Source organism: Nocardia sp. NPDC101769 (assembly GCF_044766925.1).
Taxonomy (GTDB): Bacteria; Actinomycetota; Actinomycetes; order Mycobacteriales; family Mycobacteriaceae; genus Nocardia.
On the sequence record NZ_JBIWMX010000023.1, the window covers coordinates 143,751 to 157,973 of the forward strand.

A 14,223-nucleotide genomic window follows, 5' to 3' on the forward strand; every position below is an offset into this window, starting at 1 on the left:
GGTCGGTCAGCCTGGTTCCGAGCGGGGTCGGTCGGCCCAGCGTGCCGTACCACGCCGGGCGCGCAGCCAATCCCAGGCCGCCGCAACCGTTTCCACCTGCTCCGCGCCCGCGGGCAGTGGCGGCCGACCGATCATCACGACCGGTATGCCGAGCTCGCGCGCGGCGATGAGTTTGGCCTCGGTCAGCGCTCCCCCGCTGTCCTTGGTCACCATGACGTCGATGCGCTGCCCGGTCAACAGTGCGGTCTCGTCGGCGACGCTGAAAGGCCCACGGGCGAGCAGCAATTCGTGATCGACCGGCATCGCCCCGTCGGGCGGGTCGATGGCCCGGATCAGGAACCACGCGTCCGAGTGCGCGAACGCGGCCACGCCCTGGCGGCCGATGGTGAGGAAGACTCGTTTCCCCAGGGCCGCGGCGGCTTCCGCCGCGAGCGCCAGATCCGGAACGCGCATCCACCGATCCCCGGGCTGCTCGGTCCATCCCGGCCGCCGCACGTGCAGCACCGGGATCCCGAGACTCGCGGCCGCGGTCGCGGCATTGGCGGTGATTCCCCCGGCGAATGGGTGCGTGGCATCTACCACGACCTCGATTCCATTGCCGCGCAACCACTCCCGCAGTCCACCGACGCCCCCGAAGCCCCCCACGCGCACCTCGCCGACCGGCAGCACGGGGTCGCGCACGCGCCCGGCGAGCGAGGACACGATGTCGAATCCTCGCTCGCCCGACGCGATATCGGCGAGTTCCCGGGCTTCCCGGGTGCCGCCGAGAATCAGCGTTTTCAGGGCTGCCCGCTGAAATAGGCCGAGCCCGAGTCGATCAGCGGCTGTCCGCCGGCGATCAGCAGTCCGATGATCGCGCCGGGAATCGCGCCGATCCCGAACAGGAAGGCGCCCAGGATGCCGCCGATGATGCCGCCCAGCGCGGCGTGCTGCAGCTGACCGAAGAAGTCGGCCTGCGAGTCGATGTCCTTGGCGGTCGACACCGGCGCCGAGACCGGGGTCAGCGTCAGCTGGGTGCCCGCGGTGTCGATGGCGGCGGTGAGGCCGTACTGCTTGCCCGCCAGCGTGCCGTTCAGCGGCACCTGGGTCACCACATCGCCGGCCTGGTTCTTCAGGAACACGGTCTGGCTGGCCGCATCCAGGGTGAACTGGCCGCCGGTCACCTGGGTGACGATGTCGTTCGCGTCGGTGAGCGCCACGCTGTAGTCGACGCCCTGCTGGCTGCCGTGCAGCGCCGACGGGGACTGCTCCACCGCCGGGGCGGGGTCGACGGGGACGGCGTAACCGGTGCCCGCGGCGATACCGGTCGCGGCGGCGGCAATGAATGCGGTGGCCACGAACTTTGTGTACTTCATGGAAGTCATCGATCTCCAAATAGTCCGAATCGAACCCGATAACAATCGGGTCACGGGGATTCACACTACCGGTGAGTTACGCACGTTTCACTCTGAATGCCTCGCGCGCGGAGCCGCTTTCATGCCAATGACCCATTTGAGCAGCGCACGGGCGCGTGACATTCCCCACGATATCGCCGGAACGATACCGCGCGAGCGTCAGCCGCGGGGGGTGGACAGGAGCTCGGCAGCGGCCCCCGACAGCGGCCAGCCGGTGACCGTCTTCGGGCGCGGTGCCGCGAAGGTCCGCACCCTGGAGGTCGACAGGCCGTTCACCCTCGCCATTGCCATGACCGGCGGGTATCGATCGCGCCGATGCCGTCCATCGGCAGAACGTCCGACCGGCAGGCGGGATTCACACGGACCGGCCGGCGCTCCAGTCCCGGGCGAGCCCGATGAAGGCGCGCGCGGCCGCGGTGCGATAGGCGTTCTCGCGGCAGAGCAGGACCGCGACCCGGGTCGGCAACGGCGGATCCAGCGCCACGGCCGTCAGGTGCGGATGGTCGCGGGCGATGCCGTCGGGCAGGATGGTGGCGAGCGCGGTGAGCTGAACCGCCTCGATGACGGCGTGAATCGAGTTGGCCTCCACCAGGATTCGCGGGCTCACACCCTGCTCGCGAAAATAGGCGTCGATGTGCAGCCGGGTGACGAATTCCCGATTGAGCAGGGCGAGATCGTATTCGGCGAGCTTCGCGGCCGGCAGGCGCGAACGCCGAGCCCGGCGATCCGCGCCGACCAGGCTCAGCGTCTCGGTGAACAGGGTGGCGGCCTCGATGCCCGGCAGGTGCCCGCCCGCGAACCCGATCCCGACGTCGATATCGTCGGCCAGCAGCCCGGATTCGATCACGTCCTGATTTGTTTCGCGAATGTCGAGGGTGATGCCGGGATGCCGGGCTCGCAATTCGGCGATGAGCGGCCCGATCAGATAGGCCGCGAAAGTCGGGGTGTAGGCCAGCCGCAGATGGCCGCGCGACAGATCCTCGACATCTTGCACAGCCCGATCGGCCGCATCGAGTTCGGCCAGCGCGAGCCGAGCGTGGCGGGCATACACCTCCCCCGCGTCCGTGAGCCGGACAGCACGCCCGGTCCGATCCAGCAGTGGCGCACCCACCAGCCGCTCGAGCTGCCGAATCTGTTGCGAGAGCGTGGGCTGTGAGACATGCAGATCCTCGGCAGCGCGCGTGAAGCTCCCGTGCTCGGCCACGGCGAGCAGATACCGCAGATGGCGCAGTTCCGGGGTCATCCTCCGACTATAGACCACGCCAATCGACACACTCCCGGCTGCGCGGAAGACGCTATAACCCCAGTTCAACCAGCTGATGTGCGCCCCCTTTCCGCTCTTCGAGGGACAGAAGCGTCGCCCCTCCGGCCTCGGGGGTGCGACGAGTCCTACTCACCGGGCCTGAACAGCGGAAGCGCCCGGTCCGGTGGAGGGCGGGCTTAGTTTGAGCGGCATGAGCAATGAAGCACTCGAAGCGATTCGGACACTCAAATATCGGTATCTGCGCACGCTGGATCTCAAGCTGTGGGACGAATTCGGCGACACTCTGTGCGAAGACGTCACCGCCGCGTACGGGTCGCCCTCCGGTGAGATGCCTGCGGAGTTCAAGGGCCGTGAGCAGATTGTGGAGTACATGCGCACCGCGCTCGGCGGCAATATCATCACGGTCCACGTCGTGCACCATCCGGAGATCACTGTCGATGGCGAATCCGCCACCGGCAGTTGGTGTCTGGAAGACACCGTGATCTTTCCCGAACACAGCAGCATCATTCGAGGCGCCGCCTATTACAACGACACCTATCGCCGCGAGGACGGCGTCTGGCGGATCGAACGAACCAGCTACGAACGCATCTACGAATCCACCATGTCCACGGAAGGACTGCCCGGATACGCCCTGACGGCGAATCGCTGGGCGCCCGCGTAATACGACCGCCGATCCGACCGGCTCGAGCGCGACGGTTTCGCCGATCGATCACTATCTGGAACGCGGTGTCGTTCAGTTCGAGATCGAGCAGCCCGGCTTCCGGTCATTCCTCACCACGTACCCGGATGGCCGCTGGGTCCTCATGCTCGGCGACGATCTCGAGCGCGACGAGGCCGGGCAATTGGCAGTGGTGCGCCAGGCCGTCGGACTGGACGATGTCCCGATCGAGGTGATCACCACCGGACGCTGGGAGCCGGCCGACCTGATCGCCGACTGCTTCTCGTCAGGCCGGGTATTCCTGGTCGGCGACGCGGCGCACCAATTGCCGCCCAACCGTGGCGGCTTCGGCGCCGACACCGGCATCGAGGACGCCCACAAGCGGATGGCCGACGGCCTCGCCGCGTACGCGAGCAATTCCGCCCGCGCCGATCTCGATGAGGACCAACCGTCGTAACTCAGCGGTGCGGACCTGCACCACGACGGGTTGTTCACCGAGCTCGGCCGATCGTGAGCACGATCTTGCTTCCGACGCCACCCGGCCGTGCATTCGCCGGCCCTCGGCCGCCGTCATCGGGCTGCTCGGCGTCGCCCTCGCGGTCTCGGTACGGCCGGAACATCATGCAGCACAAGCGAAGCCAGAAGAATAGAAGGTATCGAGAACGGCACTATACGACGGTAAGCGAGTCGTCATCACCGGCGGTACCAGCGGAGTTGGGCTGGCCACGGCGCGACTACTGAGCGACCGCGGCGCTCGCGGCCTGGTTACCGGCCGCTCCGAGCCCGCACTCGGCGAGGCGCGGGAATCCCTCGGCAGCAACGCCGTTGCGATACAGAGCGATGCGGCGTCGCTCGCTGACATCGATACCCTCGCCGAACGCGTGCAGTCGGAATTCGGAACAGTCGATCTGCTGTTCCTCAAACGCCGGGCTGAGTCGTGCTCCCGGAACGGCCCGTCCGCTCAATGCGGAAGTGCGGTCGCGACGGTGCGGCGGATGGCGTCGAGGTCGACATCGGTGGTGAGGGATGATTCCGCCATGGATTGCAGCGGTTCGGCCACCGCGAGCAGCGTCTGCAGCAGCCGGGGAAATGCCGTGCAGGCCAGCAGATCCTGGGCGATCGCGGAGCTTGCCGCAGCGTCGGTCTCCTATTGTTGCGCCAGGTAGGTGCCGAGCCGGTCGCGGGTGCCGACGAAGATGACGTCGAAATAGGCGCGCGATCACCTTCGACTGACCCGCCGTGATCCTCCCCACTTCGGTTACACGGTCTTCGCCCGCGAGGTGACTTGGTTTGGTTCAGGCTTGCTGGCCGGTGGCGGCGAGGACGATCTCGCGGATGGTGACCGTGGGCGGCTGCTGGTAGGCGTAGGCGATGGCCTCGGCCACGGCGTGTGGATCCAGTGCGCCGCCCGCGGACTTCTTCCACGCCTCGTAGTCGGTCTTGATCTGCTCGTCGCTGGTATGGGAGAGCAGTTCGGTCTCCACCGCACCGGGAGCGATGGTCACCACGCGCACCCCCGAAGGGGCGACCTCCTCGCGCAGGTTCTCCGACATGGCGTGGACGGCGAACTTCGTGCCCACGTACGCGGTGTGGTTGGGGAAGGTCTTGCGTCCGGCGATGGAGCTGACATTGATGATCGTGCCCCCGCCCCGGGCGATCATCCCGGGCAGCACCGCGCGGATGCCGTAGAGGACGCCCTTGATATTGAGGTCGATCATCCGTTCCCACTCGTCGACAGGCTGGTCGGCGAGGCGGCCCAGCAGCATGACTCCGGCATTGTTGACAATCGCATCGGCCGGACCGAACCGCTGCTCCGCCTCTCGCACCGCCGCCCTGACGGCGCCGCGGTCGGTGACGTCAACCTTGCGGCACAGGGTGTTCGGCAGGGAGAGTTCCTCCAGCTTTTCGAGCCGCCGGGCGAGCAGCAGTAGCGGGTGTCCCTGGGAGGAGAGCAGGCGGGCGGTGGCGGCGCCGATGCCGGAGCTGGCTCCGGTGATGACGATCAGGGGCTTGGTCATGGGAATCTCCGAGGTGGTGGATCGTGTCGCATTCCAGGGGACCACGGTGAGAGGCCCCGCTCGTACCACCAGGGGAGGCCAGGTCTACCGAGGGTCCAGCAGACCCCCTCTCACGGAGTTCACGCCCCCGTACACCGCCCTAGTCTGAAGGAATGAGCACGTCACCGGAGCGCGGACCCAACCTGGAGCTGCGGGACTTCCTGCGTTCTCGCAGGGCTCGGATCAGTCCCGACGACGTGGGCCTGAGTCCGCACGCCGGTCGGCGACGGGTGCCCGGCCTGCGCCGCGAGGAGGTCGCACAGCTGGCCGGGGTCAGCGTCGACTACTACGTCCGTCTGGAGCGTGGCCGCACCCCGAACGCCTCGGCGTCGGTGCTGGAAGCCGTGGCCCGGGCACTGCGGCTCGACCCCGCCGAGCGGGCCCACCTGTTCGACCTGGCCAAACCTCGACCGGGGTTCGGCCGTCGGCGTCCCGCACCGCCCCAGCGGGTGCGACCCGGACTACTGCGGGTTCTGGACGCGCTGACCGACACCCCGGCGATGATCCTCGGACACCGGCTCGACGTTCTGGGCGCCAACCCGCTCGCCAAAGCCCTGTACACCGACTTCGACGCCCTGCCGAGCCGCGATCGCAACCTCGCCCGGTTCATCTTTCTCGACCCCACCGCCCACGATCTGCTCGCCGACTGGGAGACCGCCGCCCGTGGCACGGTCGCGGCCTTGCGGCTGTACGCGGGCCGCCATCCGCACGACCCGCGCCTGAATGAACTGGTCGGTGAGCTCTCGGTGCGGGACGAGGACTTCCGCCAGTGGTGGGCCGACCACGACGTCCTGCAGTACACCCACGGCCTCAAGCTCTACCGCCATCCCCTCGTCGGTGAGCTCACCCTGGCCTACGAGTCGCTCGCTCTCCCTGACGACCCCGACCAGGCCCTTTACCTCTACACCGCAGAACCTGACAGCCCCTCCGAACACGCTCTCCGACTGCTCGGCGGCTGGTCTGCCTCCACACGGCCACTGTCTAGATCTGAATAGTTCGGTCCCACGCCGCCAGCATTCCCGACTGGCGGCCGTTCGGGACCTGCAGGTCCGAACGGCCGCCAGAGGAGAAGCTAGATCGTGACGACGATCTTCTTCCCGGCGTGGAGCCCCTTCTCGAGGTGGCGGTGTGCCTCGACGACGTCGTCGAAGGCGAACACCTTGTCGATGGCGGGCCACAGTGTGCCGAGGCGTACACCGGCGTTCAAGAAGGCCGCCATACGCTTCACCACCACGGCGTCGAGGGTGTGCTCGAAGCTCCGGTAGCCGAAGATCGTGAGCGGCGTGCTTGTCGGGAAGGGTGTGGGCCGAGGGTCTAGGAAGCCCGCGGCGACCAGTGTTCCGCCGGGGCGGGCCGCCTTCAGCAAATCCTGCTGGCCGGGGCCCATGACTACGTCGAGGACGATGTCGGCGCCGGTCCCGCCGGTCTGGTGGCGGACAGCTTCGACCACGTCCATGTGATCGGTGGCGATGACGGCGGCGGCGCCGGCGGCGATCAACTCGTCCTTCTTCGCGGTGTGCCGGGTGATGGCGATGGGCACGGCGCCGATCTGATTGGCGATCTGCATCGCCGCCCGGCCGACACCGCCGGACGCGGCAGTGACGAGGACGTGGTCGCCGGGACGCATCCCGGCCTTCTCGACGAGCGCGCCGTAGGCGGTGGAGTACGCGACCCATATGGCCGCCGCTTCCGTGATTCCGAGCCCGGCGGGCCGGGCGACGACCCGGCTCGCGGGGATCGTGGTGTATTCGGCGTAGCTGCCCTTGACACTCGCGTCCGGAATGGCCGTGAGGATGACCGGATCGCCGATCTCCAGCCCCGTGACCTCGGATCCCACCGCGTCGATGCGGCCGGTTCCCTCGACGCCGAGGCGAGCGTGCGGCAGGGGGACGATCGCGGGCGAGGTGCCCGAACGCATCATCTGGTCGAGCGGGTTGACGGCGAACGCTTCGATCCTGACCCGCACTTCGTCGACCGCGGGCTCGACGACCGGCTCCTCGACGACGTGCATGACATCCGGCCCGCCGAACTCGTCGAACACGACGACTCGTGGCATGGTGATTCCTCCGCATCTGATGTTGGATTCGATACTCGCGGAAGACGTTACGGAGCTGTCGGTTACCTCCTGGTACCTTCGACTTTCATGCAGAACACGGCTGGACCGGTCTTCCTCGCCGACTGCCCCACACGACTGGCGGTCGAAATCATCTCCGACAAATGGGCCGTGCTCGTGCTCTTCGGACTCAGCCATCAGCCTCGCCGGCACGGTGATCTGGTCGACCTCATCGGCGGCATCTCGCGCAAGGTCCTCACCCAGACACTGCGCCGACTCCAGCAGTACGGTCTGGTCGAACGCCATGCCGAAGCGCCACGGCGGGTCGAGTACAGCCTCACCGACCTCGGCCAGACCCTCGTCGAGCCCATCGAGGTCCTGACGAACTGGGCGAGGGACTACGGCGGGGCCATCGCCGACTTCCAGGAGGCGGCGCAAGCCGCTACTTCTACTCATGGTCGCCCGGTGAGTTGATCTCGACGGGGCGAACTCGCCAACGCGGCGGTGACCTTCGACGAAAACCACTGCATACCAAGGGCTTCTGTTGTTGTTCTACCGTGCCGCACTGCCGTTGTCACGCCAGACCCTCACCTGGGTCGCCGGCGTGATCCGCCGCCACCGAACCGGGATCGGGTCGGTATGGCGCAAGCTCGACCCCGACCGTCAAGCCCTGCTTGTCCTGGCCTACCTGCGCAAGGCCGAAATCTACGCCGACCTCGCCGCGGGCTTCGCGATCTCGACGACGACCGCAGTGGACGATGTTGCCGGGCAGGGCATTTCATGCCTTTCGGTGAAAGCCTGGGCGACGGTGTCGTAGATCAAGGTGTGAGCATTGAACCGGACACCCTCGCCACCGCACTGCATGTCAAAACCAAGGATTCGCGGCCGGTCTGCTCGAGGACTGCGCCGCGGTCCGCAACGGACTCACCCTCACCTCGAGCAGCGGCGCTGTCGAGGCCACCGTCACGAAACTGAAGGCACTCGAAAGAGCCATATACGGCCGCGCCAATTTCGACCTTTCTGCTCGGCGAGCGAGCCGACCAGCACCTGCTCGCGTACGTTGGTCAGTGGTGTCCGGAACCGCTGGAGGAGCCGGTGATCAGCGGCTTGAGCGGGATGGGTGGTGTGCGCAGGTTGGCGTCGGGGACGTCGGTGCCGTTCGGGTTCAGCAGGCCGTCCTTGTCGGCGTAGGCGCTGTGGCCGGGTTCGGCCTGCACGGTCGTGACGTACTTCCACACGCCGTCGGCGAGTGCCGCGCCGCCGAGGCCGAGGGTGCCCAGCAGCATGCCGCCGCCCGCGAAGGCCATGACGGCTGCTGGGGTGGTTGCCAGGCAGCCGGGGCCGACCACCAGGCACGAGCCCAGTCCGATGGCGCCGCCGACCAGCGCGCCGATGACGAACCCGCCAACGGTGCCGACGAGCGTGCCCGTGGTCATCTTGCTCGCGAATTCGTCGAGCGCCTTCTGGTTCTCGAGCGGCGAGGCGATCGGACGCAGCCCGGTGTCGGGGGTGAGCACCAGGGTGCGCCCGTCGTCGGAGATCTGCGGCGCGATCGGGTGGCGGGTTCCGTCGAGGTCGAAAGCCATTGGCAGCGTGAGTAGTTGACGGCCGTCGGAGCCGCGAGCGAGTACCGACCCGGCATCGGGTGCCAGGGTGAAGGTGGCGTCGTCGAGGACGGTGACGACCGAGTCGCCCACCACCGCGGCGCGGTAGCGGGGGGCGGAATCAGGGTCGGCGTGGGCAGGCGCGACGGCGAGCGTCATGGCTCCGGCGGCCGTGACCGCAGCGAAAGCGGTTGTGCGAAGGTTCATGTCGATATCTCCCTGCTCAGTTGGCGGCCGGCGCCGGGTCGCCGGTCTTGCCCTGCGCGTACTGTCCGTACTTGCTCTGGCCCGGGGCGGCGCGCAGGGTGCTGAAGTAGTCGAAGGCCGCCGCCGCGGCGGACGGCCCGCCGCCGGCGACCAGTCCGACGAGCCCGCCCGCCGCGGCCACCATGCTCACGATCGGCAGCACCGTGACCACGCAGCCCAGACTCAACACCAGGCAGGACGCTCCGGCCAGGGCGATACCGACGCCTATGCCCGCGACCGCGCCGACGGCGGTGCCCACCAGGCTGCCGATCGAGGTGCCGAGGCTGACGGCATTGATGAGGTCGTTCATGGCGAGCTGGTTCTCCACCGGCGAAGCGACGGGTTTGAGAGCCGAGCGATCCAGGCCCGTGACATCGGGTACGAGCCGCAGGGTACGGCCATCGTCGGTGATCTGCTGCCGCAGCGGCAGATGCTGACCGTCGAGGGTGAACGACAGCGGCAGTGCGTCGAGGACCTGCCCTGCCGCGTCACGGATGTCGACCGACCGCTGGTCACCGGTGAGCGTGAAGACGCCGTTGTCGAGGGTGGTGACCACGGCCCCGTCGACCAGATTCGCGTGATAGCCGACGGCCGGGACTGCACCCGCCGGGGCGGCCGCGGCGGTGGCAGCGCTGGAGACGACACTCGCAGCCAGGACGGCCGCGGTCAGGGTCGTGTGTCGAATATTCATGCGTATTACCTCATCTCGTGTCGCCCACGGGCGCGACGCGGCAAGCGGGCAGTATCAGCCCCGCGAGTGCGGGTGATCGGCTCCGAAGCGGGACCGCAGTTCCGGCGATATAGCGGGGTTGTGACCCGTGTCGCACCGATCCGGCTTCGTGATCCGAAACACTAACCCACGAAATAATCTATAGGCCAGTGTTTTCTTGAAATTCTCCTGACAAGAATTCCGGGAATGCATGGCACGCAAGACAATGCGCAACGACGAATGCCCGCCGGCGCTGAATGCGTTCGGCGGGTGGATCTTTCGCTTCCTGTCGAAGTTATCGCGGGGTGGACCGTACCTCCGTTGGTTCGGTGATATCCGCTATCGCGAAATCACACATGTCCGAGGCCGTGTGCAAAAGCATGAGCGGGATCGATGAAATGCCGTAGCCGGGCTCGATATCGGATCGAACGACTTCGCCGTAATGCGATATGTGACATTCACGGCCTGACCAGGATCCGGATCGGATTGCCGACTTTGTCTCGTTGATCGGCACAATGCCTTCGGTGATGTTCTCGAGCGGCACGATATCGCTGATCGAGCAGCACCACATCAGCGCGGATCTTGCCCTGGGACTTGTCGACCCACTCCTCGGTCTTGCCCATGAACGGGTCGATCGACCGCGGCCTGCGCAGTTTCACCAGCGGATCGCGGCCCGCGTCGCTGACCACGACATACCGGGCCACCGTCTTCTCATCTACCCCTGCCAGCAAATGCGGCCGAATGCGCGCAGCGTGTCAGATCGAACGCTTCCAGAATCTCCGCGATCTTCCTGTCGGACTTGGTCAACGGGATCCCTTCGACGCAGTTGGCGAGCGATCACACACCGCCCAGCCAACTCGCCCGAAGAGATCCCGTTTCGCATTTATCAGGCGTGTCCCGGAGATCCAGATGTCCGCCCATCCGGAGAAGTCATGTCCGCCAGCCCGGACTCACATGTCCGCCCACCGGGATTATCCGGCGTCCGCTGGCAGCGCCGCACGGCCGGGTCGGCCGCCGGCACACATCGGCGAGCCGCCGAGGAGGAACAGGATGCGCGGACGCTCACTCGACCTTTGTGACCGGCGGCGGAGTCCAGTCGCCCGACAGTACCTGGGGCTTGGGCCAGTACAGGCGCAGGTTCATCGAGAAGGGACCGCTCGCCGGTGCCGGCAGCCAGTTCGATTCCTTGTCCGCGCCCGGCGAGTCGCGCTGGATGTAGAGGTCGAGCGAGCCGTCAGGGTTGAAGTGGAGCTTGTCGCGGTCGCCGATGGCGTACCGGTTGATCGGGTTCGCGGCGAAGAACTGACCCTCGTTGTACATCGTCAGCGACCAGAACCCGCGGACCGGAGGAATCTGGTTATTGGCGAAGTGCAGCATGTAGCGGCCGTCGCTGGTGAACGGTTTCCCGTTCCCGTCGGCGAACGCGAACGGATAGATCGCGTCCTCGATCGTGTTGGCGCCCAAGGCTGCAAACGCAACGGTTGCCCGTGCCCGGTAGTCGGCTCCGTAGGTGCCGATGCCGGTCATCAAGGTGCGCCACCCGTTCTGCTGAACACCGCTTTTGGTCACGCTCGACTTGATAGCCGCGAGCGCCGCGGTGGGAGCCGCCTCGAGCGCTTGTCGCACCTCGGGTGACGCCGCCGCGAGCGAGAACGATTGGCCTGCCTCGATACCGATGCGCGCCATGCGCTGCAGTATCGGAGAGTCGTTGTCGTGCGGTGGGTTCACCTTCATCAGTTCGGCGAACAGGCCGAAGAAGTCCTGCGGGCTCATCTTCTCGATCTGCTGCACCGGGGGCGTCTGCACATCCCACGCGGGATCGATGGAGGTCTTCGGTGCGGTGTACTGCTTGCCGAACTGGCTCAGCGGCGTCGCGACGAGTCCGTCCTGGAACTTGTGTACCTCGGGGTAGTCGGGTGTGCCGTTGGTCTGGGTCCGGCCGATGATCCAACCGGTCGGGGTCGGGGTGTGGATCAGCAGGGCGCCCGCCGGGAGCTCACCATTCCATCCCTTCGCCGCGAGTACGATCGTCTGCTCCTGATTGCCGGTGGTGCGGCTGCCCGGTGAAGCGAAGACGTCGGACCACATGTCCAGCATCTCGAACAGGTGATAGCGCTCACCCGAGGCTGGAACACGAATGGCGAGCGGCTCTTTCGATACATCGAACCAGAGGCTCGAGTACAAGGTGTCGGCGTTGGGCCGGACCACCCTGGTGAAATTCGCATCGGGGAAGGCTCGCAAATGCTCGAACTGATTCATCGACGCCTTGGCCGTGTGCCGCGTGAGCTCGGTGAGAACAAGTGGATAGGCGTAGGTGTAGGCGTCGGCCGCGATTTCCCGGGCGTCGTCCGCGGAGACCAGCGCCGGTGCCGTGGCGGCGGTGCCCGAACCGGAGTTCGTCGTATTCGCCGGTGACGACGTGCACGCTGCCGCGCCGACCAGCAGGGCAATCGCGCAGAATCCTGCGATGCTGTTTCGGTAACGCCTGCCGCCGATGGACGTGGTGATGCTGGTCCGCTTCGGATGAGACGCCGGGTCTTCCCGGTACCCGACCGCGCGGATCGGTGAGGAATCGGTCATTAGCGCTTCCTTGTGTGTGGTGTGGTGGATTCGGACTGCATCAGCACCCGCTGGGAGGGGTTGGACTCGGTGAAGCACCGAGAAGAGAAGCGTTCTCCTAACTCGACCTCTCTGAACCCGCTTGGACCTGACCCGTGAGCGAGTAGCCGGATGAGGGTCTGGTCACGTGCCGGGGTCGGCCACCGGAACGACTCACTCGAGGCACAGGTGCGTCGGGCTCGAATCGGGTGGTGGCCACCGCTTCTATTTGGCGATGTTGGCCAGGGCGACCGAGGCCCATCGCGCGAGCGGTGGCGCGATCCGCGACAGGATGTATATCAGGTGGGCTTCGGGGGCGATCGGTGCGACGGCTTTGCCGCGGTCGATGGCGGCGAGGATGTTGCGGGCTGCACGTTCGGGGGTGTAGCCGCGTTTATTTTGGCGCGGCGTGCTTGTTCGTTGCCGCCGCGGTAGGTGCTGTCGCAGGTGATGGCGGTGTTGACGATGCCGGGGCAGATGGTGGTGACGGCGATGCCCGTAGAGCTTCGGTCATGCCGAAGACGGCGAATTTGGTGGTGCTGTAGCGCCGAGCCGAGGGTTGGCGTCATGGCTGAATCTTGTTGCTACCGTCATGAATTCGATGGGTGTACCCCGTGCGGGCGCCCATGTCGGCATGGGTCATGATGGTGTCGGCCCTGAATACCCGCTTGATCCGGTCGGCGACGGCGGGCGGGGTACCGGTGACGAGGCGGGCGATCGGGCCGAGCTCACGGGGGACGAACACTTCCTGGCGTCCGTTGTGCAGCGCGCCGACGATGGCGTCGGCGACCGCGTCCGGGCCGACGATGCGGGTGCCGCGGGGTTTCGCGAAGCCGCTGATCATGTCGGTGCGGATCAGTCCGGGCATCACGATGGTCGTGCGGATACCAGTGCCGCGGGTTTCGGCACGGATCGCGCGGGTGAACCCGACGACGGCGTGCTTGGTTGCCGAGTAGGTGGCCCCGCCGGCGGTGGCGATCTGCCCCGCCGATGAGGCCAGGTTCACGATGTGGCCGCGCCCGCGGGGCAGGAACCGGCGCAGCGCCAGCCGGGTGCCGGTAAGGACGCCGCCGATGTTGATGTCGAGCAGTCGTTGGGTGTCGTCAGGGTCCTCGTCGACGAACATGCCGATCGGCGCGATGCCGGCGTTGTTGACCAGCGCGTCCAGCGGGCCGAGGCGGTTCTCGGCCTCGGTGAGGAAGGCCTCGAAACTGTCCGCGTCGCGGACATCGAGCCGCAGGCCGACCGCGCGGTCGCCAAGTTCGGAGGAGACGGTCGCGCATGCGTCACCGTCGACATCGCCGATGACCACAGACATGCCAGCCCGCAGGCAGGCCTGCGCGGTGGCGCGACCGATACCGCGAGCACCTCCGGTGATCGCGATGCGTTCGATGGCCATGAGTGTTTGTCCTTGTCTCTGTTAGTGGTTGTTCGTGTTTGATGGGCGCCGGTCAGGGTGGCCGCTCGGCGGGCTGCTCGGTGAGAAGCCCGCCGATCCGGATCACTCGGCTGTGGTCAGGCTTGTGGTGCCATGAATCCGGCGCCACCACCGCCGATGTAGTTCACCGGGCCGAGGTTTCGGGCTTGCGCCACCTCGCGGACGAGGTGTCGGATCATCGTGGTGTCGAGGATCGAGTGGA

The 14,223-nt window shown here is 66.9% G+C and carries 16 protein-coding genes and 2 pseudogenes; 6 read left to right on the plus strand and 12 right to left on the minus strand.

From position 1 onward, the window contains the following. Positions 1-6: 6 nt before the first annotated feature. The 4 genes from ACIRRA_RS30550 to cynR all read right to left on the minus strand — a co-directional run bounded on the left by ACIRRA_RS30550 (position 7) and on the right by cynR (position 2,637). Entirely contained in the window at positions 7-783 is a 777-nt protein-coding gene (locus ACIRRA_RS30550; RefSeq protein ID WP_402775270.1) for a cobalt-precorrin-6A reductase, read from the minus strand. After that, complete coding sequence (locus ACIRRA_RS30555; RefSeq protein WP_402775212.1) at positions 780-1,355, minus strand: hypothetical protein; 576 nt, start codon at positions 1,353-1,355, stop codon at positions 780-782. Before ACIRRA_RS30555 ends, ACIRRA_RS30550 begins: the two co-directional genes overlap by 4 nt. Positions 1,356-1,553: 198 nt before the next feature. Beyond that, positions 1,554-1,685, minus strand: a complete 132-nt coding sequence (locus ACIRRA_RS30560; RefSeq protein WP_402775215.1) for a hypothetical protein — start codon at positions 1,683-1,685, stop codon at positions 1,554-1,556. Positions 1,686-1,749: 64 nt separating this feature from the next. Further along, positions 1,750-2,637, minus strand: a complete 888-nt coding sequence (cynR, locus tag ACIRRA_RS30565; protein WP_402775218.1) for a transcriptional regulator CynR — start codon at positions 2,635-2,637, stop codon at positions 1,750-1,752. A gap of 211 nt (positions 2,638-2,848) precedes the next feature. On the opposite strand from cynR, the gene ACIRRA_RS30570 reads away from it, so the two are divergent. The 3 genes and pseudogenes from ACIRRA_RS30570 to ACIRRA_RS30580 form a co-directional block, all read left to right on the plus strand. Then, the gene (locus tag ACIRRA_RS30570; protein ID WP_402775221.1) at positions 2,849-3,319 is read left to right on the plus strand and encodes a nuclear transport factor 2 family protein; all 471 of its coding nucleotides are present in this window, start codon (positions 2,849-2,851) and stop codon (positions 3,317-3,319) included. A 142-nt stretch (positions 3,320-3,461) separates the two neighbouring features. Then, complete coding sequence (locus ACIRRA_RS30575) at positions 3,462-3,773, plus strand: FAD-dependent monooxygenase (RefSeq protein WP_402775223.1); 312 nt, start codon at positions 3,462-3,464, stop codon at positions 3,771-3,773. A gap of 235 nt (positions 3,774-4,008) precedes the next feature. Further along, positions 4,009-4,221 (plus strand): annotated as a pseudogene (locus tag ACIRRA_RS30580) (SDR family NAD(P)-dependent oxidoreductase); the annotation flags it as partial. 390 nt (positions 4,222-4,611) lie between these two features. Here the strand turns inward: ACIRRA_RS30580 and ACIRRA_RS30585 are convergent. Then, positions 4,612-5,334 carry an SDR family oxidoreductase gene (locus ACIRRA_RS30585; RefSeq protein WP_402775226.1) on the minus strand — a complete coding sequence of 241 codons (723 nt, stop codon included), beginning with the start codon at positions 5,332-5,334 and terminating at the stop codon, positions 4,612-4,614. A 152-nt stretch (positions 5,335-5,486) separates the two neighbouring features. Here ACIRRA_RS30585 and ACIRRA_RS30590 point away from each other — a divergent pair, with 152 nt between their 5' ends. Continuing rightward, on the plus strand, positions 5,487-6,368 hold the full coding sequence (locus ACIRRA_RS30590) for a helix-turn-helix transcriptional regulator (RefSeq protein ID WP_402775228.1): 882 nt from the start codon (positions 5,487-5,489) through the stop codon (positions 6,366-6,368). 77 nt (positions 6,369-6,445) lie between these two features. On the opposite strand, the gene ACIRRA_RS30595 is transcribed toward ACIRRA_RS30590, so the two are convergent. Further along, positions 6,446-7,429, minus strand: a complete 984-nt coding sequence (locus ACIRRA_RS30595) for a zinc-dependent alcohol dehydrogenase family protein (protein WP_402775231.1) — start codon at positions 7,427-7,429, stop codon at positions 6,446-6,448. A gap of 87 nt (positions 7,430-7,516) precedes the next feature. Here ACIRRA_RS30595 and ACIRRA_RS30600 point away from each other — a divergent pair, with 87 nt between their 5' ends. Continuing rightward, complete coding sequence (locus ACIRRA_RS30600; protein WP_379405360.1) at positions 7,517-7,900, plus strand: winged helix-turn-helix transcriptional regulator; 384 nt, start codon at positions 7,517-7,519, stop codon at positions 7,898-7,900. A gap of 70 nt (positions 7,901-7,970) precedes the next feature. Continuing rightward, positions 7,971-8,174: pseudogene (locus ACIRRA_RS30605) on the plus strand (transposase family protein); the annotation flags it as partial. A 316-nt stretch (positions 8,175-8,490) separates the two neighbouring features. On the opposite strand, the gene ACIRRA_RS30610 reads toward ACIRRA_RS30605, so the two are convergent. From ACIRRA_RS30610 to ACIRRA_RS30635, 6 genes are all read right to left on the minus strand, one after another. After that, positions 8,491-9,237 carry a hypothetical protein gene (locus tag ACIRRA_RS30610; RefSeq protein WP_402775234.1) on the minus strand — a complete coding sequence of 249 codons (747 nt, stop codon included), beginning with the start codon at positions 9,235-9,237 and terminating at the stop codon, positions 8,491-8,493. 16 nt (positions 9,238-9,253) lie between these two features. Next, complete coding sequence (locus ACIRRA_RS30615; RefSeq protein ID WP_402775236.1) at positions 9,254-9,967, minus strand: ammonium transporter; 714 nt, start codon at positions 9,965-9,967, stop codon at positions 9,254-9,256. 476 nt (positions 9,968-10,443) lie between these two features. After that, positions 10,444-10,689: a hypothetical protein gene (locus tag ACIRRA_RS30620; protein WP_402775239.1), complete on the minus strand. Its 246-nt coding sequence runs from the start codon at positions 10,687-10,689 to the stop codon at positions 10,444-10,446. A 358-nt stretch (positions 10,690-11,047) separates the two neighbouring features. Then, on the minus strand, positions 11,048-12,565 hold the full coding sequence (locus ACIRRA_RS30625; RefSeq protein WP_402775240.1) for a DUF1254 domain-containing protein: 1,518 nt from the start codon (positions 12,563-12,565) through the stop codon (positions 11,048-11,050). Between the two features lie 317 nt (positions 12,566-12,882). Next, the gene (locus ACIRRA_RS30630; RefSeq protein ID WP_402775243.1) at positions 12,883-13,152 is read right to left on the minus strand and encodes a hypothetical protein; all 270 of its coding nucleotides are present in this window, start codon (positions 13,150-13,152) and stop codon (positions 12,883-12,885) included. Next, on the minus strand, positions 13,149-13,982 hold the full coding sequence (locus ACIRRA_RS30635) for an SDR family oxidoreductase (RefSeq protein WP_402775246.1): 834 nt from the start codon (positions 13,980-13,982) through the stop codon (positions 13,149-13,151). Before ACIRRA_RS30635 ends, ACIRRA_RS30630 begins: the two co-directional genes overlap by 4 nt. Positions 13,983-14,223 lie beyond the last annotated feature (241 nt).

What these genes read in the sequence shown, in the direction of transcription:
- ACIRRA_RS30600 (WP_379405360.1), top strand. Translation starts at nt 7,517, where the DNA reads ATGCAGAACACGGCTGGACCGGTCTTCCTCGCCGACTGCCCCACACGA.
- ACIRRA_RS30590 (WP_402775228.1), top strand. Translation starts at nt 5,487, where the DNA reads ATGAGCACGTCACCGGAGCGCGGACCCAACCTGGAGCTGCGGGACTTC.
- ACIRRA_RS30635 (WP_402775246.1), bottom strand. Translation starts at nt 13,982, where the DNA reads ATGGCCATCGAACGCATCGCGATCACCGGAGGTGCTCGCGGTATCGGT.
- ACIRRA_RS30610 (WP_402775234.1), bottom strand. Translation starts at nt 9,237, where the DNA reads ATGAACCTTCGCACAACCGCTTTCGCTGCGGTCACGGCCGCCGGAGCC.
- ACIRRA_RS30570 (WP_402775221.1), top strand. Translation starts at nt 2,849, where the DNA reads ATGAGCAATGAAGCACTCGAAGCGATTCGGACACTCAAATATCGGTAT.
- ACIRRA_RS30595 (WP_402775231.1), bottom strand. Translation starts at nt 7,429, where the DNA reads ATGCCACGAGTCGTCGTGTTCGACGAGTTCGGCGGGCCGGATGTCATG.
- ACIRRA_RS30585 (WP_402775226.1), bottom strand. Translation starts at nt 5,334, where the DNA reads ATGACCAAGCCCCTGATCGTCATCACCGGAGCCAGCTCCGGCATCGGC.
- ACIRRA_RS30560 (WP_402775215.1), bottom strand. Translation starts at nt 1,685, where the DNA reads ATGGCAATGGCGAGGGTGAACGGCCTGTCGACCTCCAGGGTGCGGACC.
- ACIRRA_RS30625 (WP_402775240.1), bottom strand. Translation starts at nt 12,565, where the DNA reads ATGACCGATTCCTCACCGATCCGCGCGGTCGGGTACCGGGAAGACCCG.
- ACIRRA_RS30555 (WP_402775212.1), bottom strand. Translation starts at nt 1,355, where the DNA reads ATGAAGTACACAAAGTTCGTGGCCACCGCATTCATTGCCGCCGCCGCG.
- ACIRRA_RS30630 (WP_402775243.1), bottom strand. Translation starts at nt 13,152, where the DNA reads ATGACGCCAACCCTCGGCTCGGCGCTACAGCACCACCAAATTCGCCGT.
- ACIRRA_RS30615 (WP_402775236.1), bottom strand. Translation starts at nt 9,967, where the DNA reads ATGAATATTCGACACACGACCCTGACCGCGGCCGTCCTGGCTGCGAGT.
- ACIRRA_RS30575 (WP_402775223.1), top strand. Translation starts at nt 3,462, where the DNA reads ATGCTCGGCGACGATCTCGAGCGCGACGAGGCCGGGCAATTGGCAGTG.
- cynR (WP_402775218.1), bottom strand. Translation starts at nt 2,637, where the DNA reads ATGACCCCGGAACTGCGCCATCTGCGGTATCTGCTCGCCGTGGCCGAG.